12 protein-coding genes are annotated in these 21,259 nt (G+C 69.8%); 5 read left to right on the forward strand and 7 right to left on the reverse strand.

Annotated elements, in window-relative coordinates; all coding sequences use genetic code 11:
• Nucleotides 1-151: 151 nt before the first annotated feature.
• The gene (locus ACYVMZ_RS22975) at nucleotides 152-1,066 is read right to left on the reverse strand and encodes an SCO6745 family protein (protein WP_461082585.1); all 915 of its coding nucleotides are present in this window, start codon (nucleotides 1,064-1,066) and stop codon (nucleotides 152-154) included.
• Nucleotides 1,067-1,168: 102 nt separating this feature from the next.
• On the opposite strand from ACYVMZ_RS22975, the gene ACYVMZ_RS22980 reads away from it, so the two are divergent.
• From ACYVMZ_RS22980 to ACYVMZ_RS22990, 3 genes are all read left to right on the forward strand, one after another.
• Nucleotides 1,169-1,780: a TetR/AcrR family transcriptional regulator gene (locus ACYVMZ_RS22980; RefSeq protein WP_461082587.1), complete on the forward strand. Its 612-nt coding sequence runs from the start codon at nucleotides 1,169-1,171 to the stop codon at nucleotides 1,778-1,780.
• Between the two features lie 68 nt (nucleotides 1,781-1,848).
• Nucleotides 1,849-2,607, forward strand: a complete 759-nt coding sequence (locus ACYVMZ_RS22985) for an SDR family NAD(P)-dependent oxidoreductase (RefSeq protein ID WP_461082589.1) — start codon at nucleotides 1,849-1,851, stop codon at nucleotides 2,605-2,607.
• Between the two features lie 56 nt (nucleotides 2,608-2,663).
• The gene (locus tag ACYVMZ_RS22990; RefSeq protein ID WP_461082704.1) at nucleotides 2,664-3,035 is read left to right on the forward strand and encodes a MerR family transcriptional regulator; all 372 of its coding nucleotides are present in this window, start codon (nucleotides 2,664-2,666) and stop codon (nucleotides 3,033-3,035) included.
• A 22-nt stretch (nucleotides 3,036-3,057) separates the two neighbouring features.
• Here ACYVMZ_RS22990 and mfd read toward each other — a convergent pair whose 3' ends face one another.
• From mfd to ACYVMZ_RS23005, 3 genes are all read right to left on the reverse strand, one after another.
• Nucleotides 3,058-6,609 carry a transcription-repair coupling factor gene (gene mfd / locus ACYVMZ_RS22995; RefSeq protein ID WP_461082591.1) on the reverse strand — a complete coding sequence of 1,184 codons (3,552 nt, stop codon included), beginning with the start codon at nucleotides 6,607-6,609 and terminating at the stop codon, nucleotides 3,058-3,060.
• 308 nt (nucleotides 6,610-6,917) lie between these two features.
• A complete protein-coding gene (locus tag ACYVMZ_RS23000; protein ID WP_461082593.1) occupies nucleotides 6,918-9,497 on the reverse strand; it encodes an ABC transporter permease in 2,580 nt (859 codons plus the stop codon).
• Nucleotides 9,494-10,273: an ABC transporter ATP-binding protein gene (locus tag ACYVMZ_RS23005; RefSeq protein ID WP_461082595.1), complete on the reverse strand. Its 780-nt coding sequence runs from the start codon at nucleotides 10,271-10,273 to the stop codon at nucleotides 9,494-9,496. Before ACYVMZ_RS23005 ends, ACYVMZ_RS23000 begins: the two co-directional genes overlap by 4 nt.
• A gap of 455 nt (nucleotides 10,274-10,728) precedes the next feature.
• On the opposite strand from ACYVMZ_RS23005, the gene ACYVMZ_RS23010 reads away from it, so the two are divergent.
• Complete coding sequence (locus ACYVMZ_RS23010; protein WP_461082597.1) at nucleotides 10,729-12,231, forward strand: MFS transporter; 1,503 nt, start codon at nucleotides 10,729-10,731, stop codon at nucleotides 12,229-12,231.
• A gap of 19 nt (nucleotides 12,232-12,250) precedes the next feature.
• Nucleotides 12,251-12,757, forward strand: a complete 507-nt coding sequence (locus tag ACYVMZ_RS23015) for a GNAT family N-acetyltransferase (RefSeq protein WP_461082599.1) — start codon at nucleotides 12,251-12,253, stop codon at nucleotides 12,755-12,757.
• Nucleotides 12,758-12,994: 237 nt separating this feature from the next.
• Here the strand turns inward: ACYVMZ_RS23015 and ACYVMZ_RS23020 are convergent, their stop codons facing one another.
• From ACYVMZ_RS23020 to ACYVMZ_RS23030, 3 genes are all read right to left on the reverse strand, one after another.
• Nucleotides 12,995-13,384: a hypothetical protein gene (locus tag ACYVMZ_RS23020; protein ID WP_461082601.1), complete on the reverse strand. Its 390-nt coding sequence runs from the start codon at nucleotides 13,382-13,384 to the stop codon at nucleotides 12,995-12,997.
• Between the two features lie 368 nt (nucleotides 13,385-13,752).
• The gene (locus ACYVMZ_RS23025) at nucleotides 13,753-14,259 is read right to left on the reverse strand and encodes a hypothetical protein (protein ID WP_461082603.1); all 507 of its coding nucleotides are present in this window, start codon (nucleotides 14,257-14,259) and stop codon (nucleotides 13,753-13,755) included.
• 12 nt (nucleotides 14,260-14,271) lie between these two features.
• Nucleotides 14,272-21,174: a polymorphic toxin-type HINT domain-containing protein gene (locus ACYVMZ_RS23030; protein ID WP_461082605.1), complete on the reverse strand. Its 6,903-nt coding sequence runs from the start codon at nucleotides 21,172-21,174 to the stop codon at nucleotides 14,272-14,274.
• Nucleotides 21,175-21,259: the final 85 nt, after the last annotated feature.

Here is a 21,259-nt window from a genome sequence, read left to right on the forward strand (position 1 = left end):
GAACCACCTGAACCACCTGGAATGCAGAGGCCGTCCGCGAAGACCGGTTCCCGCGGGCGGCTTCGCGCGTCCAGGGGAACCATGGGCCGAAACCCCGTCCCACCGCTCAGGCGGAGCGGAACTGCGGCATGCCCGCGCAGCGATGCACCCTTCACACCTTGCCGATCCCCAACGTCGTCTCCGAGGGCAGCAGCCCGGAGGACAGGACCGCCACCCAGTAGTCGCCGAGCAGTTCGGCGAGGCGCGCGGTACCGTCCGGGCCGAGGGCCTGCCAGGGGCCGGCGGCGAGCCGGTCGGTGTCCTGCTCCACACGGTGGCGCAGGTCGCGGCCCGACTCGGTGGCCGTCCCGTCCGCGCCGACCAGCCCGCGGGCGGCCAGGCGGTCGCGTGCGGCCGCCCATTCCGTGGCGCTCCAGCCCCGGCTCTCGAAGCGCTCGACGGACGCGGCGCCTATCGCGGCGAAGGAGACGAGGGACTCCGCAGGGTCGAGGCCGGCCACGAGCAGGGCCGCGAGGTGGCCGTCGCCGCGGTGCTCACGCAGGATCGTCGCCGCGTGCCACAGCTGGAGGTGCGCGGGGTCGGGCCAGTCCAGCGCGGCGTTGGCGGCGGCGAGCGGGCGGCCCGCCGTATCGACCGCCTCGGCCGCGCGCCGGGCGAGCGCGGCGGCCTCCACCAGCTCGGGCCTGTCCAGCAGATCGCCGAAGATCGCGCGGTAGGCCCGGTCGATCGCGCGCGACCTCGCCTTCAGCACCGCGTCCGGGCCGGCGACCGCCCAGGCCCGTTCCACGTACTCAACGACCATGCGCGGGCTGAAGCTGTAGAAGGCGGAGGTCACCTGCTCCGCACCGGCCGCTCCCAGCGGTGCCGCACGGTAGGGGAAGTAGCTCGGCCAGCGCTCCCGCGTGTCGCATCCCAGCGCGGCCGCCTCCTCGAGCGCCTCCGGCGCGTAGTACAGCACCGCGTGCAGTGGCTCCAGCAGGTGCCACATCCGGCGCACCCGACCGAGCTCCACGCCGCCGCTCTGCGCAGCCGCACCCCCGCCGATCTCGCTGACCTGCTCCGACATAACACAACCCCCGCTCGCTGAAGCACCCACAACTTGACACTGACAAGATTGCCCGAGCCGCACCAACTTGTCAATGACTAGATTCGGCGTACGCTGCGGACCATGAGTTCCAGCAAGGCATCCGGGGACACACCCGATCCGACCCCGGCCAAACGTCGCCCCTACCACCACGGCGACCTGCGCCGCGCCATCCTCACCGCCGCCCTCGACGTCCTGGCCACGGACGGCCCGTCCGCGCTGAGCCTGCGCGACCTGGCCCGCCGCGCCGGCGTCTCGCACGCGGCACCGGCCCACCACTTCAAGGACCGCACCGGACTGCTCACGGCGATCGCCGCCGAGGGCTTCGGTCTGCTCGCGGCCACCCTCAAGGAGGCGGCGGACCTGAAGGACGCGGGCGTGCGCTATGTGCGCTTCGCCCGCGAGCACCCGGCGCACTTCCAGGTGATGTTCACGCCCGAGTTGCTGCGCGACGGCGACCTGGAGCTGACCACGGCGCGCGCCCTGGCCGGCGACGCCCTGCGCGAGGCCGTCGCCACGGTGCCGCCTGAGGGCCGCGGTGCCGATGCCCGCCTCGCCGGGGTCGCCGCCTGGTCCCTGGCGCACGGCTTCGCCACCCTGCTGCTCAGCCACAACCTGGACGGCCCGGTGGGCGACCAGGACCCCGAGGACGTGTTCCGGAACCTGGCGACGATGCTGTTCCGCTCGGTGGAGTAACGGTGGAGTAATGGAGTAGCCGTGCCCGCTTGACCTTGACACCTGCGTCAAGGTTCGACGATCCCCGTATGAAGACGCCGCACATCCAAAACCGAACCGTCCTCGTCACCGGCGCCGGTACCGGCATAGGCCGCGCCACCGCCCACGCGTTCGCCGCCGAGGGCGCGCAGGTCGTGGCCGTCGGCCGCCGTGCGGCGCCGCTCGCCGAGACCGCCGCCTACGACGAGTCCCGCATCACCCCGCTCACCGCCGACATCACGGCCCCCGACGGCCCCGAGACGATCGTCCGTGCGGTGCTCGAACGGCACGGCCGCATCGACGTCCTCGTCAACAACGCCGGAATCGTGAACACCCAGTCCCTGCGCACCTACACCCGCACCGCCATCGAACCGCAGCTCGCGACGAACCTCCTCGCCCCCGTCCTGCTCACCCAGGCCGCGCTCGCCGCGCTGGAGGACAGCGGCGGCGTCATCGTGAACGTGACGACATCGGTCGGTCAGCGCGGCTGGCCCGGCAACTCCCTGTACGCGGCGGGGAAGGCGGCCCTGGAGGTGCTCACGCGCAGTTGGGCGGTGGAGCTGGCGCCCCACGGGATCCGCGTCGCCGCCGTGGCCCCGGGCGCGATCGAGACCCCGATCGCCGACCACGCCGGTTACCCGCCCGAGCAGCTCGCCGCGATCCGCGCGTGGCAGCTCGGCCACACCCCGCTCGGCCGGATCGGCCGCCCCGAGGAGGTCGCCTGGGCGATCACCCAACTGGCCTCGCCGCGGGCGTCGTTCATCACCGGCGTGATCCTCCCGGTGGACGGCGGCGCGGTCGTCGCATGAGACTGGCCCGCATGGCAGAACCGCGCGGGGCGCACCCGCCCACGCCCCACCCCCGTATGCGGATCGGCGAACTCGCCGAGGCGACCGGCACGACACCGCGCGCCCTGCGCCACTACGAACAGGCGGGGTTCATCACCTCCGAGCGCGCCGCGAACGGCTATCGCCTGTACGACGCCGGTACGGCCGTCCGCGTCCGCAACATCCGGTACCTCCTGGACGCCGGTCTCACCCTGGACGACGTACAGGTGTTCCTGCCGTGTCTGGACGGCGACGTCACCTCCGGGCCCGCTTCCGAGCGGGCCCTGCAAGTCGCCGCCGAACGTCTCGCGGTGATGGACGCGCGCATCGCCGCGCAGATCGCGGTCCGCGACCGGCTGGCGGCGGCTCTGCGGGAGGCCACCGGCGCGCGCGTGCGGCCGGTGGCCTGACGGGTCCTGCGCCCGCCCCGGGTCACGACCCCAGGATCGACGTGAGGAACTCCCCGACCCACGCCAGCAAGTCCCGCCCGACCAGCGGCTTCCCGCCCACCTTCGCGGTCTTCGGGCGCGGCACCAGCACCTGGCGCACCGCCGGCTTGATGACGCTGCCGGGGTACAGCCGCTTGACGCGCAGCTCCTGCGACTCGCGCAACTCCACCGGCGCGAACCGGATGTTGTTGCCCTGCAGCACGATCTCGCCGACGCCGCACGCGCGTGCGAGCATGCGCAGACCGGCCACCAGCAGCAGGTTCTCCACCGGCTCGGGCAACTTGCCGTAACGGTCGACGAGTTCCTCGCGTACGGCCTTGATGTCCTCCTCCGTGTTCGCGGAGGCGATGGAGCGGTACGCCTGGAGGCGCAGCCGCTCGCCCGGCGCGTAGTCGTGCGGGACGTGGGCGTCGACGGGCAGCTCGATCTTGACCTCGAGCGGCGGCTCCTCTTCGATCCCGCCGGTCTCCAGCTGACGCCGGTAGTCCGCGACCGCCTCGCCGACCATGCGGACGTACAGGTCGAAGCCGACGCCCGCGATGTGGCCGGACTGTTCGCCGCCGAGGAGGTTTCCGGCGCCCCGGATCTCCAGGTCCTTCATCGCGACATACATGCCCGCGCCCATCTCGGTGTGCTGGGCGATGGTCGCGAGCCGCTCGTGCGCGGTCTCGGTGAGCGGCTTCTCCGGCGGGTACAGGAAGTACGCGTATCCGCGCTCCCGGCCACGTCCCACGCGGCCGCGCAGCTGGTGCAGCTGGGACAGGCCGAAGGTGTCGCCGCGCTCCACGATCAGCGTGTTCGCGTTGGAGATGTCGATGCCGGATTCCACGATCGTCGTGGACACCAGCACGTCGAACTTCTTCTCCCAGAAGTCGACGACGACCTGCTCCAGCGCCGACTCCGACATCTGGCCGTGGGCGATGGCGATGCGGGCCTCGGGGACGATCTCGCGCAGACGGGCCGCCGCGCGGTCGATCGACTCGACCCGGTTGTGGATGTAGAAGACCTGGCCCTCGCGCAGCAGCTCGCGGCGGATGGCGGCGCCGATCTGCTTCTCCTCGTACGGGCCGACGAAGGTCAGCACCGGGTGGCGCTCCTCCGGCGGGGTGGTGATCGTCGACATCTCGCGGATGCCGGTCACCGCCATCTCCAGGGTGCGCGGGATGGGGGTGGCCGACATGGTCAGCACGTCGACGTTCGCGCGCAGTTTCTTCAGCTGCTCCTTGTGCTCGACGCCGAAGCGCTGCTCCTCGTCGACGATGACCAGGCCCAGGTCCTTGAACTTCGTCTCGGCCGAGAACAGGCGGTGGGTGCCGATGACGACGTCCACCGAGCCGTCCCTCAGGCCCTCCAGGACCGCCTGCGCCTCGGTGTCGGTCTGGAAGCGGGACAGCGCCCGCACGTTGACCGGGAACTGCGCGTACCGCTCGCTGAACGTCCCGAAGTGCTGCTGCACCAGCAGTGTCGTCGGCACCAGGACGGCGACCTGCTTGCCGTCCTGTACGGCCTTGAAGGCGGCCCGCACGGCGATCTCGGTCTTGCCGTAGCCGACGTCGCCGCAGATCAGGCGGTCCATGGGGACCGACTTCTCCATGTCCTCCTTGACCTCGGCGATGGTGGTGAGCTGGTCGGGCGTCTCCGCGTACGGGAAGGCGTCCTCCAGTTCGCGCTGCCAGGGGGTGTCGGCCCCGAACGCGTGCCCGGGGGCGGCCATGCGCGCGCTGTACAGCTTGATGAGGTCGGCCGCGATCTCCTTGACGGCCTTCTTCGCGCGGGCCTTCGTCTTCGTCCAGTCCGCGCCGCCCAGGCGGTGCAGGGTCGGGGCCTCACCGCCGACGTACTTGGTGATCTGCTCCAGCTGGTCGGTGGGGATGTAAAGGCGGTCGCCGGGCTGGCCGCGCTTGGCGGGGGCGTACTCCACCACCAGGTACTCGCGGGTCGCGCCCTGCACGGTGCGCTGCACCATCTCGATGTAGCGGCCGACGCCGTGCTGCTCGTGGACGATGTAGTCGCCCGCCTCCAGGGTGAGCGGGTCGATCGTCTTGCGGCGCCGGGCCGGCATGCGCGCGCCGTCGCGGCCCGCGGCCCTCTGCCCGGACAGGTCGGTCTCGGTGAGCACGGCCAGCTTGAGCGCCGGGTCGACGAAGCCGTGCTCGATCGAGCCGCACGCCACGTGCACGACGGACGGGGAGATCTCGGCGAGGTCCCCCGTTCTTGAATCGGACACAGCCAGGCGGGCCGCGATGCCCTCGCCGCCCAGCACCTCGACCGTACGGACGGCCGGACCGTGGCCCTCGGTGACGAACACCGTGCGCCAGCCGTCGGCGAGCCAGCCCTTGGTGTCGGCGAGGGCCCGGGCGGTGTCGCCCCGGTAGGTCTCCGGGGCGTGCATGCCGAGCTTGAGCGTGTCGGCGTCCAGCTCCTCGTCGGCCGCGAAGGGCGACACCGACCACCACATCATGTCCAGCTCGCGGGCCCGGTCCCGGACGTCCGCGATGGACCACAGGGAGGCCGCGCCCACGTCGATGGGTGCCTCGCCGCCGCCGGCCGTGGCGGCCCAGGAGGCCTGCAGGAACTCCTGGGAGGTGGCGACGAGATCGGCGGCACGCGTGCGTACCCGCTCCGGGTCGCACACCACGGCCATGGAGCCCTTGGGCAGGACGTCGAGCAGCAGCTCCATGTCGTCGACCAGGACCGGAGCGAGGGACTCCATGCCCTCGACCGCGATGCCCTCGGCGATCTTGCCGAGCAGTTCACCGAGCTCGGGGTGCTGTTCGGCGAGGGCACGCGCACGCGCGCGTACGTCCTCGGTGAGCAGCAGCTCGCGGCACGGCGGGGCCCACAGCCCGTGCTCGGCGACCTCCAGGGAGCGCTGGTCGGCGACCTTGAAGTAGCGGATCTCCTCGACGTCGTCGCCCCAGAACTCGATGCGCAGGGGGTGTTCCTCGGTGGGCGGGAACACGTCGAGGATGCCGCCGCGTACGGCGAACTCGCCGCGCTTCTCGACGAGCTCCACGCGCGCGTACGCGGCGGCCGCGAGGGCGTCGACGACCTCGTTGAGATCGGCGCTCTGTCCGGTCTTCAGGGACACCGGCTCCAGATCGCCGAGGCCCTTGACCTGTGGCTGGAGGACGGACCGTACGGGCGCCACGACGACGGAGACCGGGCCGGTCTCGGGGTCGTCCGAGCTGGGGTGGGCCAGGCGCCGCAGCACGGCGAGACGGCGGCCGACGGTGTCACTGCGGGGGCTGAGCCGCTCGTGCGGAAGCGTCTCCCAGGACGGGTACTCCACGACCCCCTCCGGCGGGAGCAGGGAGCGCAGGGCCGCGGCCAGGTCCTCCGCCTCGCGTCCCGTCGCGGTGACCGCCAGGACGGGCCGGCTCGTCTCTCGGGCCAGAGCGGCGACCGCGAAGGGGCGGGCCGCAGGGGGGCCGACCAGGTCGACGTGCATGCGGTTGCCGTCTGCGGCCGCCTTGATCGCTTCCGCGAGGGCGGCGTCCTTGACTACGGCGTCGAGCAGACCGTGCAGGCTCATTCGGGGGCGCTTTCCGTCCGGGGGTGGGCAACACGACGGGCCCGACGCGCGCTGCGGGCCGGGGGTCTCCAGCGTACGACGCTGCGCCGGCTTGGCGGTGGGGCCTGTGGACAACGCCCCCGGGGTGAGGTGCTCGGCGTCGCCGTCCTGCCCACCAGAGGGCTCCGCCCCCTGGGCCCCGGGCCTGTGCCCACCCGCCCGAAGCGGTCGGCCAGGAGGCCGGACTCGGCGGTCGGCAATGCGCCCGGCGCCGAGAAGTCCTGGTGGCTTCCCGGCGCCGGGTCCCCCGCAACCCCCGTATGCGGTGGCTACTCGGTGGCGATCGCGTTCAGGACGTTCATCCGTCCGGCCCGGAAAGCCGGGATCAGGGCGGCGAACAGGCCCACGAACGCCGAGCCGATGAAGACGCCGATGATCGTCGGCCAGGGGATGTCGAGGACCATCAGGCCCTCCAGGGCGAGCAGCTTCTGGGCGGTCGCGCCCCAGCCCATGCCCAGGCCGAGGCCCAGCAGGGCGCCGAAGAGGGCGATGACGACGGACTCCAGGCGGATCATGCGGCGCAGCTGGCGGCGCGAGAGGCCGATGGCCCGCATGAGGCCTATCTCCCTGGTCCGCTCGACCACCGACAGGGCCAGGGTGTTCACCACACCCAGGATCGCGACGATGATCGCCAGGGCCAGCAGGCCGTAGATCATGTTCAGCAGCTGGCCGATCTGGTCCTTCAGGGCCTCCTTGTAGTCGGTCTGGTCGCGCACGGTGTACTGCGGGTAGTCGTGCAGCGCCGACTTCAGGGCCCTGTAGGCGGCGTCCTGCTGCCCCTCCTTCGCCGAGGCGAAGACCAACGAGTCCAGCGGCATCTTGTCGGCCGGGACGTACTTGGCCATCGTGGCGATGGACGTGTACATCGCGCCCGCGTCGATCACGACGTCGCTGCTGGTGATGGCCCGGACCGTCAGGCGGGCCGTGGAGCCGTCCTTGAACGCGACGCCGATCTTGGAGCCGAGGCTGATGCCGTGGTCCTTGGCGAACTTCTCGTGGACGGACATCGAGTCCGGCTTGTAGGCGTCCGTGAGCTTGCCGGCGACCGTCTCGGTGCGCAGGTCGGTCGCGTACGACGGGTCGGCCGCGGTGATCGCGGTGTCCTTGAGCGTCTTGCCGTCGGGGGTGGTGAAGTCGGCCTTCGTCCACTTGTACTCGGTGACCCGCTCGAGGCCCGGCGTGGACTTGACGGCCTTGACCGCCTGCGGGGTGATCAGCTGGCCGTTGTCGTCCTGGACGATGAAGTCGGTGCCGACGGTCTTGTCGAGCTGGTCGGTGGCGGAGGCGACCATGGAGGAGCCGACCACCGACAGGCACGCCACCAGGGCGAGGCCGATCATCAGCGCGGCGCCCGTCGCGCCGGTGCGGCGCGGGTTGCGCAGGGCGTTGCGTTCGGCCATGCGGCCGACGGGGCCGAAGACCCGCAGCAGGACCGCGCCGAGGACGCGGACCACGCCGCCCGCCAGCAGCGGGCCGATGACGACGAAGCCGATCAGGGACAGCACCACGCCGAGGCCCAGCCACAGGGAGCCGTCCTTGGCCTTGTCGGCGTCCGCCGCGAGGAACAGGGCGAAGGCGCCGGCGCCGGTGAGGACCGTGCCGATCACGCCCCGTATCCAGCCGGCCTTGGCGTCCGCGGGGGCACCGGCGTCGCGCAGCGCGGCCATCGGGGAGATCTTGCCGGCGCGCCGGGCGGGCAGGTAGGCGGCCAGGACGGTGACGACCACGCCGAGGACCAGTCCGACCACCGGGGTCGTCCAGGCCACCGTCAGGTCGTCCGTGGACAGCTGCATGTCCATCTGCCCCATGAGCTTCATCAGGCCGACGGCGAGGCCGACGCCCGCGCCCACGCCGAGCACCGATCCGACGAAGCCGAGCAGCAGCGCCTCGGCCAGCACCGACCGGTTGACCTGCTTCCTGCTGGACCCGATGGCCCGCATCAGGCCGATCTCCCGGGTCCGCTGGGCGACCAGCATGGAGAACGTGTTGATGATCAGGAAGATGCCGACGAGGAAGGCGATCCCGGCGAAGCCGAGCATCGCGTACTTCATGACGTTCATGAAGCCCTCGACGTCCTTCTGGTTGGCGTCCGCGGTCTCCTTCGCGGTCTGCACCTGGTAGGCGCCGCCGAGTTCGGCCACGACGTTCTTCTTCAGCTGTGCGTCGCTGATACCGGACGCCGCGGTGACGTTGACGTTCGTGTAGACGCCGGTCTCGCCGACCAGGGTCTCCTGCGCGGTCTTCGTGTCCAGGTAGAAGACCGCGGCACCGGGGTTGGTGACGGTGAAGTCGGCGATGCCGAAGATCTTCGCGGTGTGCGTGCCGATCGCGTTGATCACGCCGATCTCGTCGCCGAGCTTCAGGTCGTGCTTGTCTGCGGTGTCGGCGTCGACCATCACCTGGTCCGGGCCCTTGGGCGCCGCACCGGAGGTGATCTTCATGGTGCGGGCGTCGTTGCTGTTCCAGCTGCCGACGATGGTCGGGGCGCCGCTGGACGGGGACAGCTTGTCCTTGTCGGCGTCGACGACGGTGACCGAGGTGGAGAACACCGTGCCCTCGGCGGACTTCACGCCGTCCGCCTTGCGGACCTCGGCCAGCACGGAGGCCGGCATGACCGGCGGCCTGCCGTTGTCCGCGGTGGTCTCACCGCTGTCGGAGGCACCCTTGGCGCTCACCGTCACGTCCGACGACGTGGCCGCGAAGAGCTTGTCGAACGTCGTGTTCATCGTGTCGGTGAACACGAGAGTTCCGCACACGAACGCCACCGACAGCAGGACCGCCACCGCCGACAGCGCCATGCGTCCCTTGTGCGCGAAGAAGTTGCGCATCGAGGTCTTCATGACGGTCATGACGTGCGCCCCCGGGCGTCGAAGTCCTTCATGCGGTCCAGGACCTGCTCGGCGGTCGGCTGGTACATCTCGTCGACGATGCGGCCGTCGGCCAGGTACAGCACACGGTCCGCGTACGAGGCGGCCACCGGGTCGTGGGTGACCATCACGATGGTCTGGCCCAGTTCGTCGACCGAGCGGCGCAGGAAGCCGAGGACCTCGGCGCCCGCGCGCGAGTCGAGGTTTCCGGTCGGCTCGTCACCGAAGATGATCTCGGGCCGGGCGGCCAGCGCCCGTGCCACGGCGACACGCTGCTGCTGGCCGCCGGACAGCTGGGTGGGCCGGTGCTTGAGCCGGTCCGCGAGCCCGACGGTCTCCACGACCCGCGCGAGCCACTGCTTGTCCGGCTTGCGTCCCGCGATGTCCATGGGCAGCGTGATGTTCTCTATCGCGTTCAGCGTCGGCAGCAGGTTGAACGCCTGGAAGATGAACCCGATCCGGTCCCGGCGCAGCTGCGTGAGCTTCAGGCCGGTGATCTCGGTCTCGTCGAGGTAGATCTGTCCGGACGTCACGGTGTCGAGCCCGGCGAGGCAGTGCATGAGCGTGGACTTGCCGGACCCCGAGGGGCCCATGATCGCGGTGAACTGGCCGCGGGCGATGTCCACGTCGACATGGTCCAGGGCGACGACGCGGGTCTCTCCGGACCCGTACGCCTTCACGACCTGCCGCGCCCGCGCGGCAACGGCCGTACGCCCTCCAGTACCCCCGTGCCTGGGAATGGTCACAGCCGATGTCACGGTAAGTCTCCTATGTCGGTCAGCAGGTGAGAATGGCGGTCGACGGTCGACAGCCGCTTCGTGCGGATGGGGTTTCATGCGGGTGGGATGACGCGTGTGGTGCGCTGCGCATCAGTCTTGCGGCGGGAGAGGGTCCGGCGCGCTGGTGTTCAGCGCACTCTTTCCCTGAGGAAAACCCCACCCCCGCCCCTGCGGTTCACCGCCCCCCAGCGGCGTAAAGCCAGGTTAAGGACGGCGCCCTGCCCACCTCGTCCTCCGCCGGTACGAACCCTCCCCGAGCCGTAGTACGGAGGTACCCCTAGGGGCTGTCCACCGCTGGGTGGAGCCCCTCTCAGGGTTCGCTCCACCCCTCGGCCCACTCAGGCTCCACCCTCCCGCGACGTCAGGGTCAAGTGGGAAGCTGTCGGGCGGCAGATGGATGCAAGGGGCAGACAGGCGCGAGGAAAGGATTCCGGGTGGGCAGCACCGGCGGCACCAGACCCGCGGCGCGCGACACCGCACGCCCCGCCGCGACCGACCGGCGCGCCGCCGTCGTCGCCGCCCTCATGCTCGCGATGGCGCTGGCGGCCCTCGACTCCACCATCGTCTCCACGGCCGTCCCCCAAATCGTCGGCGACCTCGGCGGCTTCTCCGTCTTCTCCTGGCTCTTCTCCGGCTACCTGCTGGCCGTGACGGTCACCCTCCCCGTCTACGGCAAGCTGTCGGACACCTTCGGCCGCAAACCGGTCCTGGTCGCGGGCGCGGCGCTGTTCCTGCTGGGCTCGTTGCTCTGCGCGCTGGCCTGGAACATGGGCCCCCTCATCGCCTTCCGCATCGTGCAGGGCCTGGGCGGCGGCGCCCTCCAGGGCACGGTACAGACCCTCGCCGCCGACCTCTACCCCCTCAAGGACCGCCCCAAGATCCAGTCCAAACTGTCCACGGTGTGGGCGGTGTCCGCGGTCGCCGGCCCGGGCGTGGGCGGCGTACTGGCGGCCTACGCCGACTGGCGCTGGATCTTCCTGGTCAACCTGCCGATCGGCGCGGTGGCGCTGTGGCTGATCGTCCGCCATCTGCACGAGCCGCAACGGGAGTCGACGGCACGCGCGCGTGTCGACTGGCCGGGCGCGCTGGCGGTGTTCGCGTGCGGCGGCGCCCTGCTCACGGCAGTGGTGCAGGGCGGGGTGGCCTGGGAGTGGCTGTCGGCCCCCTCACTGGCCCTGTTCGGTACGGGACTTGCCCTGCTGGTGGTCACGGTCGTGGTGGAACGCCGGGCGGCGGATCCGATCATCCCCGGCTGGGTGTGGCGCCGCCGTACGATCGCCGCGGTCAATCTCGCGCTGGGCGCGCTGGGCCTGGTGATGGTGGCCCCGACGGTCTTCCTGCCCACGTACGCCCAGTCGGTCCTGGGCCTGGCGCCCGTGGCTGCCGGATTCGTGCTCTCCGTATGGACGTTGAGCTGGCCGGTGTCGGCGGCGCTCAGCCAGCACGTGTACCGAAGGATCGGCTTCCGCAACACCGCGATGCTGGGCATCGGAGCGGCGGCGCTGATCCTGTTCGCGTTCCCCTTCCTGCCCTATCCGGGCCAGGCCTGGCAGCCGACGCTGCTGATGCTGCTGCTGGGGGCGGCCCTGGGGCTGTTCCAACTCCCCCTGATCGTCGGCGTGCAGTCGACGGTGGGCTGGGAGGAACGCGGTACGACGACGGCGTCCGTGCTCTTCTGCCGCCAGACGGGCCAGACGGTCGGGGCGGCGGTTTTCGGGGCGGTGGCGAATGGGGTGCTCGCCGCGCGGCTCGGCGGTGCGGGGGACCTGGACTCGGTGACCCGGGCGTTGGACGCGGGCACGGCTCCCGAGGCGACCCGGCGGGCGATCGCGGATGCCGTGCACGCGGTCTACCTGGGCGCGGCGGGCGCGGCGGCACTGGCGTTCCTGGTGCTGCTGGTGCTGGCGCCGCGGAAATTCCCGGTGCTCAAGGACTGACCGTCCGTATCCTCGCGGCATGGCAACCCCCCTGTTGACCCTGGAACGGCTGCGCGCCGACCACGCGGACGCGCTGCTGGCCTTCGAGCGGGAGAACCGGGCGTACTTCGCGCGGTCGGTCCCGGACCGTGGGGACGAGTACTTCACGGAGTCCGGTTTCGCGGAACGCCATCAGGCCCTCCTCGCGGAGCAGCACGCGCGCGTGTGTCACTTCCATGTCGTCCTGGACGAGAAGGGGAGCCTCGTCGGCCGGGTGAACCTGGTCGACGTGGAGGACGGCTGCGCAGAGCTGGGGTACCGCGTGGGCGAACGCGCGGCCGGCCGAGGTGTGGCCACGGCGGCCGTCGCCCAGGTGTGCCGACTGGCTGCCACCGAGTACGGGCTGACGTCCCTCACCGCGGTCACGACTCTGGACAACCCGGCCTCCATGACCGTCCTGTCCCGCAGCGGCTTCACGCGCGTGCAGGACACGATCGTGGACGGCCGCCCCGGAGTCCGTTACGTACGCCGGCACCTCGGGCACTGACAGGGTGCGGGCCGGGCCACGGAGGCGTGCAGGGCGCTGTACAAGTACGCGGGCTCGCAACCTCGGCGCAGCCGACATCTTCGCCGTGGTGACGCACGGCAACGACAGCAGCATCGCCCGGCTCACACGCCTGGGCTTCGAAAGTCGCCGAGTCCGAGCACGGAGCCCGCCAGCGACTCGACGACGAACGAACCAGCACCGCCCCGCGGCCTCACGTCGATACGGTCCTCCGCCGCCTCACCTCTCACGCTCGAACCACGCCGTCGCCTCCGGCAGGAACAGCAGCACGACCACGGGCACTCCCAGCGCAAGGCGCAGTGCGGCATCCAGGAACTCGCCGGGCGTCCCCGCGCCGGCCGCCTGGTTGAGGGAGCCGAGGAGGACGAAGACCATCATCACGATGGTCGCGAGCCGGATCCCGCCCCGCGCACTGCCGTCGTACGTCATGGCAAGCAGCGCACACACCCAGACGAAGAGCCACGGAGCCATCAGGCTGCCAAGCCCGTAGGACGTCATCCGGTCCGACAACGCAAGCACGGCGACGAGCCCAGTGCATGCCAGCGTGTACATCAACAGTTGGGCCGCGTGGACTTGGCGTGGCATCACGGTCTCGTCACTCTTGCTCATTCGGTCAACCTTTCTCGTCATCGTCCTTCACAGCGCGTGCAGGGCCAGGCCGAGCGAAATCGGCCTGGCCCTGCGCTGCCACCGTTGCCCTGTTTCTGCTTCTTGGGTTCCGCTGGTGTCCGTGGTTGTGCGGGAAAATCCGGAGGTGTTGCCGTCGCTACTACCGTCATGGGTCGGGCGGTTGGTGCTGGTGCCTTTTCCGTTCCGCCGGTCACCGCCGGGTGTATCGGGCCACTGTGTATGCGGTTGGGCCGGTGCCCCCTGTCCCTGCCGTCGAGCATGTCCAGGACCTCGAAGCCGGCGTCTCACCAACTGAAAGAGTTTGCTGATGCTATCCAGCGCGAGGGTTGCGGGATCGGGCAGCGAGGCTACACCTCACCCTCCAGCCAACGCCCGAATGGTGCAACCTTCGAGAGTTCCGAATTGATCGCCTTCAACCCTCCGGCGAAGTCTTCGGCCAATTTCGAGAGCATCGCGACCAGCTCACTACGCGTAATGCTCTCGCGCTCTGGGTTTGGAACCCAATCAGTCCGCGACTCGCAGTGAATCATCACGAGATCCCCGATTGGATGGAAGGTCAAAGTCCTCTCGATGCCCTGCGAGTAAAGGTCCACCTCGACTTCGCGACGTTCGCGCACACCTGCCAGAAGCGACGGGAGCTGCTCCATGAAGACAGACAAGTCATACGCGACATCGAGCGGCCACTCTTCACTCCCGAAGCCGCCGATGTGGAATGTGCTGCCTCCGGCATCAGAGAGGGCGCTGCACGCCTCCATGACGAGGGTCTCGTAATCGTCACCCGGCTCGAGACTGGCTGAAGCAGGAGCCACAGCACTTGACGGCGCGGCCGGCTTGAACGACACGGAGAAGCTCATCTCTCCAGCCTCCTATTTCGGGCCAATGATCGGGAATCCGGTCTTGTACAGCCCATTTGCACTCGGGACAATGGTGGCTGCCCGCGCTTGGACGATACTCCCATCCGGCATAATCACCTGACCCAACCCGTCCGGAATGCGCACCGACCTGGGACCTGCTCCTTCGACATGGAGGCCCCTCAGGAACTCTGCGGCGGCATCATTATCCAGCCATTGGCCCTGCTGATTCCCGGTGCTACGAGCGCGATCGGTCAGAGCCTTCGTATTCTTCGCGCCGGCGCCATGGGTCTTGAATGTATGACCCCACGTTTTAACGCTGTTGGAGGCCCAGTTTATACATCCGTTACTGTTGTGAACGAGAACCGGAGTCTCGCCCGCCAGCACATAATACGTGTGCAGATCGGCAACAGTGAGGTTGTACGTACGGACGTGATCGCTGTACGCGCGATTGCCGGTGACGACAACAGTGTCGCCCTCATCCGTGCGCAGCGTCATGCCCGGCGCCAAGTCGCCGGCCTCGATCCAGTCCCGCTCGGACGGGGACCAGAACGGGTGCTCGTACGTCGCCGTCAGCTGCTCGATGCCGTCGTCCGTCGCGATGGACAGCTCGTTGAAGTGCTTGTCGTCCTCCGTGACGATGAGGTGCGTGACCTTGCGCGGGCCGGTCTCGCCGGTCTCCGGGTCGGTGGCGAGCACCTCGTCGCCGACCTCGACGTCCTCGATGTCCTTGGTCGAGCCGTCGGCCATTTCGACGTCCGTGCCCGCGAGGAAGCACTTGGTGCAGTTGGTTGCCAGTTCCTCGGCCTGGTCCTTGGCCTCCTTCTTCCCCTTGTCCTTCAGCAGCTTCTTCGCCAGCGTCTTGAAGAGCCCTCCCACACCGGAGAGCCACCCCGCCGCCTCGGCCGCATCGTCGCCGGCGTCGTACGCCTGGGAGTCCTTGTCGACGCCCTTGCCCTCGACGAAGTCGTCGTACATGTCGGTGGCACCGCTGCAGTCCTCGAACCAGCACCCCGGGGAGAACTCGGACAGGGCCTCGATGCCTGAGAGCAGGTTGTGGCCGGCGCCCGCCAGGAAGTCCTTGAACGATCCTTCGGCTCTGGGGTCGGCGGGCTCCTTGTTGTCGCACAGGCCGTAGTTCCGCTGGACCAGGGGACAGCCGCCGCCACCGCCACCGGAGGAGGCGTAGTTGGCGCTGCCCATGGTGGACAGACCATTGCTGCCGTACGAGCCGGACGACTTGGCGCTGATGTAACTGGACACGGCCACGACGACCTTGACGACGGCGATGATGAGCCCGATCAGGGACCCGAAGAACTTGCCGTCCGGGTCGGCGAAGGTGACCGGGTTGTTGTTGCTGTAGGCGTAGCCGTTGATCTGCTGTGGATCGGTGAGGTCGGCGAGCGGGTCGACGCTGACGAAGCGGCCCGTGGACGCGTCGTAGTCGCGCGCGCCCAGGTGGGTGAGGCCGGTGGGTTCCTTCGTCCCGCCCACGAAGCCGCGCTCGCCGACCCAGGGCTTGGCGTCGCCTCTGTCCTCGCCGAACGGTGTCATCAGGCGCCGGGTCACGGCCTGGGTGGCCGCGTCGACCTGGACGCTCGCCGTTCCGTTGTGGTCGCTCGCCATCCAGGTCAGGCCCGCGGCGGTCCGTACCGCGACGGCCTGACCGCCGTGGCTGTAGTAGCGGGTGGCCTGGACTTTGCCGCTCGCCTTGTCGAGGCGCAGCTCCGTCTCGCCCAGGTAGAGCGTGGTGCCCGTCCTGTCGCGGCGGATGAGGCGGTTGCCGTCGGCGTCGTCGAGGTACTCCGTGACCGACTTGTCGGCCTCGGTGACCTTTTCGAGCCTGCCCTCGCTGTTCCAGTCGAGGTCCTGAGCCTTGCCTCCGACGGTCCGGATGTCAGTGTTGCCCGAGGGGTCGTAGGTGTAGCTGGTACGCCCTGCCACCGCGCCGTCCGCCTGCTTGGTCTCGGTGGAGGCGAGAGCGTGAGGGCGGGGCTGGTCGGCGGTCTTGTACGTGTACGAGGTGGTGGCGCCGGTCAGGTGGTTCGTCGCCGTCTCGCGGTTGCCCGCCTTGTCGTAGGTGAACGACTGCCAGTAGCGCGCGGGGCCGCCCACGGCGCTCTTCGTGGGAGCCGTGGCGCAGTCGGCGGTCGTGGTCCAGGCCGTCTTCAGCCTGCGGTGGCCGTCGTAGGTGAAGCACTGCCTGTCGGTAGGGCTGACCGCCTTGTCCTCGATCTCGACCGGGTTTCCGGCGAGGTCGTAGCGGTAGTACACGTCCGAGTCGGTGCCGGAGTGGGTTTCGGACACCACGCTCTGCCGGGCCAGCCGCTTGGTGCCGGGCTCATAGTCCCGGTTGATCTCCGTCCATTTCGCGGAGGACGACACGCCCAGGGTCACGCGGATCTGCTCACCCGCGGGCAGGTAATCCGTGTTCTGGACGATACCGGTGAGACCCTTGAGGGTGTCCGGCATCCGCTGCTCGGTGTAGCCGTAGTCCAGGATCTCCTGGTCGAGGCCGCCCATCGCGGGGATGGTGCGCTTCTGCAGAGTGCCGTCGATGTTGTAGGCGTTGGTGATGGTCCAGATGCCGTTGGCCCCGGCCAGGGCTCCTTCCGTCTTGCTGATCGTGTACTGCTCGTTCAGGACCCGGTAGACCTTGTCGTACTTGGCGTTGGTGACCGCGTAGACGCTGCCCGCCCTGCCGCCGACGTAGCGGATGGCGGAGGTGAGCCGGCCCTTCGCGATCGTGTCGTACGTCCAGCGCGCCAGGTACTTGGCGTCCTCGGGTGCCGGCTTGCCGTCGACGACGGGCACCTTCCCGTCGAGCCTGCCGGTCGGGCGGCCGAGCAGGTCGTAGGTGAAGCCGAGGGTTTTCTTCCGGGCGTCCGTCGTGGCGATGACCTGGTCGAGTTCGTTGTACTCGGTGCTGCTCGCTCCCGCGTCGGGGTCGCTGGTGCTGTCCTTACGGCCGAGGAAGTCGTAGCCGTACGACCAGGTGTTGCCGTCGTCGTCCGCGGCCGTGGTGAGCCGGTCCGCGTGGTCGTAGCCGTAGGTGAGGCGGGTGAAGGCGCCGCTCGGCGTGTTCCCGTCGTACTCCAGCTTCTCGACCAGCCGTCCGCGCGCGTCCACCTTCTCCCGCACGGCCGGGGCACCGGTCGGCGGCTCGACGAGGGTGGTGTCACCGGCGTAGGTGTGCTTGGTGCGCGAGTATTCCTTGCCGTTGGTGAGGATCTTTTCCACGATCGGGCGGCCGGCGCCGTCGTACACCGTCTCCGTCCCGGCGGGCGCCGCCGTCAGCAGGTCGGCGAGCTTGCCGGAGGGAGCGGTCTTGTCGATGTAGTCGGAGGAGGCCTCGACCTGAAGCCCGCGTGTGTCGTACTTGGTTTCGGTGATGATCCGGCCGGTGCCGCTCGCCGCCGGTTCCTGGGTCTGGCGCAGGCGCAGGAGCGAGTCGTAGATGGCGTACCGGGTCTGGTACGAGGTGCCGTCCTGGTTCAGCGACTTGGTGGCGACCCAGGACGCGTCCGTGTTCTGAACCTTGTATTCGAACTTGTGCGTGGGCGCCTGATCGTCGGCGCGGTCGGCCATCCACACGTCGGTGAGGCGTCCGAGCCCGTCATACGCCAGCTTGGTGCGGTTGCCGTTGGGGTCGCTGGTGATGGTGCGGACACCCCACTCGGGGGCGAACTCGGTGGTGGTCGTGTGACCGAGCGCGTTGGTCTCGGACGACTCGGTCAGCGGGCCGCCCGCCGCCGGGGTGTACGTGAGGTGCTTGGTCCGGGTGCCCTTGGTGTCCCAGCTGTCGGTGAGGCGGCCCAGCGTGTCGTACTTGGCGGTGCTGACCGTCTGGAGGACGGCGGTGCCGTCGGCTTTGTAGCCGGTGACCCGCTCCCTGCGGGTCGCGTCCCCCTTCGTCGGCGCCTTCCCGTAGGCCTGCCCGTCGTAGGACGTCCGCACGTCCGAGATGACGTCCGTGGTCTTCGGGTCGCCGGTTCGCTTCGGGGTCGCGTCGCAGCCGGTGGAGACCTTCTCGATCCGTTGGGGCAGCGACAGGATCCACGCGTCCTTGTTGACGGCGTACTCGGTGATCGTGCAGTCCTTCTGGCCCGCCGCGTCCGTCTCCTCCTTCAGCGGCAGACCGCTGGTGGGGTCGTACGTCGTCGTCTTGGTCGCCGTCATCTCGCCGCCGCCCGGCAGGGCCGTGCGGGTCACCGATGTCTCGGTGCGGACCATGTAGGCGTGGACGGTGCCGTAGGAGTGCTTGGCGGTGGCGGTGGTGCGGGACCACGGAGTGTTGACGGTGGCGGACACCTCGCCGCCCTTCACCCCGTTGTAGGTGATCTGCTCGCGCAGCTGACCGGCGAACTGTTCGGAGTCCGTCTTCACGGCGCCCTTGGAGTCGGTGACCGTCTCCTTGCGGGTGGAGCCGTCGGACTGCTTGTCGCCGTCCATGCCGCGGTAGTAGAGGGAGGTTGACTTCGACTGGGTGCCCGAGGGCTCACCGGTCGTGGTGGTCACCTTCTGGTAGCCGCGCCAGATGCTCCAGGTGCGGTACTTGGCGGGCGTGATGGGCGACTCGTCGTCGTAGGCCCATGCGCCGCCCTCGCCCTTGCCCGAGCCCTCGCTGTAGGTGTAGTCGGTCTGCTTCAGCGGGGCGCCGCCCCAGGGGTCGGACTCGGTGACCTGGGTGACGACGTACTTGTGGAACCAGTCGGTTCGTGGCTGGGGGTTGGTGCCGGGTGTCGGATTGGACGGCGGGATCCACTTGACCGGGTAGCAGCGGCGGGTGTTGGCGTCCGGCTTGGACGGGATGTCCGTGCCCGCGACGCAGTCCTCCTTGGAGTAGTTCACCGTGAGCTTCGAGCCGGTCTCCGAGGTGACCGTGCGCACGCGCCACTTGATGAACGGGGCCACGTCGTCACCGGTCTTGTCGACGCGATTGTGCAGCTGGATGCCGCTGAACGTCACCGCGGGCAGGGAGACGTCCGTCCCGGCCTTGCCGGTGCGCTGGATCGATTTCAGCCACAGGCCCGGGTCCGAGCCGTCGCCCGGGTCGGGGAACGACTGCTCCAGGTGCCAGGTGTTGACGTCGCGGTAGTCGGTGTCCGCACCGGTGCCGGAGCCGTCGTACACCTGGGTCGTGACGTCCGTCAGGCGCTTGCGGGTGAAGAAGGACGGGCTGGGCTGGTCGGTGCAGGGCGTGTCCGCCTTGCAGATCTGGTCGAACGGGACGTCCGGCCAAGCGTTGCGATTGGCGGATGTCAGCGATGTGCACTTCTCGCCGCCGGACACCGGCAGGCAGCGCTCGGCGACGGTGAACTTCACGCGGGCCGCAGCCGGCTGGGTCGTGGAGAAGACGGTGTCCGTGCGCTGGCCGTAGTCGATGCGCTTGAGCCAGCCGCCGCGCGTGTAGCCGGTGCCGTTGCCGGTGGTGCCGTTCTTGGCGTAGTGGTTGGTCTCCTTGTCGTACCAGTACGTCATGACGTTGCCGTGCGGATCCACGACGTAGTCGAGGTTCCACCGCCAGGCCTGCGTCTTGGCGCGGCCGGAGAAGGACGTGCCGGAGGAGTGGCCGGGCTCACCGGAGTCGTCGCCGAAGACGGGGGCCGTCCACACCGAGTTGGTCTCGTCCTTGCCCGAACTCCAGCCGGGCAGGCGGTTCTTGCCGAAGACGTACTGGGTGCCGTCGGTTCCGGTGACCGTCCAGAACTCGCCTTTGTCGTCCGGGTCGCCGTTGGCGGCGCCGGTGCCCCGTACCACCCGCTCGCCGTCGTCGCTCTTGGGGTGCCAGGTGCCGTTCGCGGCCTTCACCAGGGCCGTGGACTTGCCGTTGAGGACGAGGGAGGCGTTGTCCTCCTTCCAGCACAGGTCGTACTTCTTGTCCTGGCCGTCGTCCTCGCAGCTGGCGTACGCCCGCTCGATGTAGGAGACGGGCAGGTCGAATCCCTCGCCGATCCAGGAGGGCTGTGCGCTGGTGGAGGAGGTACGGCCGTCCACGCTCTGCGCGGAGTAGCCGATGGACAGGTTGGGGGCGGGGCCCGCCGGGGTGGGCGGGGTCTCCAGGGGATAGTTCCAGGTGAAGTCGCCGTTGGAGCCGCCGGCCGCCCAGGTGGAGGAGGCCGCGAGCGGGGTGGCCTCGTAGGTGCCCTGGTCGGAGGAGGCGGCGGCGGAGAGCGCAAGGACCATCGGGGTGGCCTTCGCCGCCTTCGCCTTGGCCGGCTTCGGGGTGGTGACCTGGGCGGTCACCGACTCCCGCTCCGCGTCGTTGCGCGACGGCACCGGCGTGGTCCGGCGGCACTCCGCCTTCTGCGGGGTGGTCAGGGCGCATTCCGGGAGCCGTACGAGGCGCAGCCGGGACGACCAGTTACCGCTGTAGGCGTCGGCGAAGGAGCTGTAGTCGACGGTGGTGGCGAGGCCGGCGGCACCGGTGTCGCCGTCGGCGCGCTGGATGGTGAACACCAGGCCGTCGATGCCGAGCCGGCCGGTCGTGCCGCGGTCGACGACCGCGACCTCGGCCTCGTCGGGTGCCTCGGCGGACGCGGCGCGCGGCTGGGCGAGCGAGACGGGAAGACCGGCGGCCTTGGCCGACTTGCTCCGCTGCCGCGGGAGTTCCACGGTCACCGCCGCCGCGGAGGGCCACTCGACCTTCGCCCGGGCCTTGGTGAGGGTCCTGCGCGCGGCGGCCACCGTCGGGTCGTGGACCTCGCTGACCTTCGGGTCGAAGGGCTTGGCCTTGCCGTACCGGGCCTTCTGCAGGGCGGTGTGGTCGCGTCCCTCGTCCGCCTGCGCCGGTACCGCGCTGAGCAGGCCGGCGACGACCGCCGTGGACACGGGCAGGGCGACGGCCGCCAGCCGACGGCGGGTGGCTCTGCTCCAGGCCCATGTTCTGGGCAGCAGTGAGCTGTTCCTGGACAACACGTGGGGGGTTCTCCGGATTCTGAGGTGTGACGGCGTGCCGGGCTCGTGGCCCGGCACGCCACAGAGGGAAAGGAGGACGCAGGGG

This window comes from Streptomyces deserti (assembly GCF_054782695.1).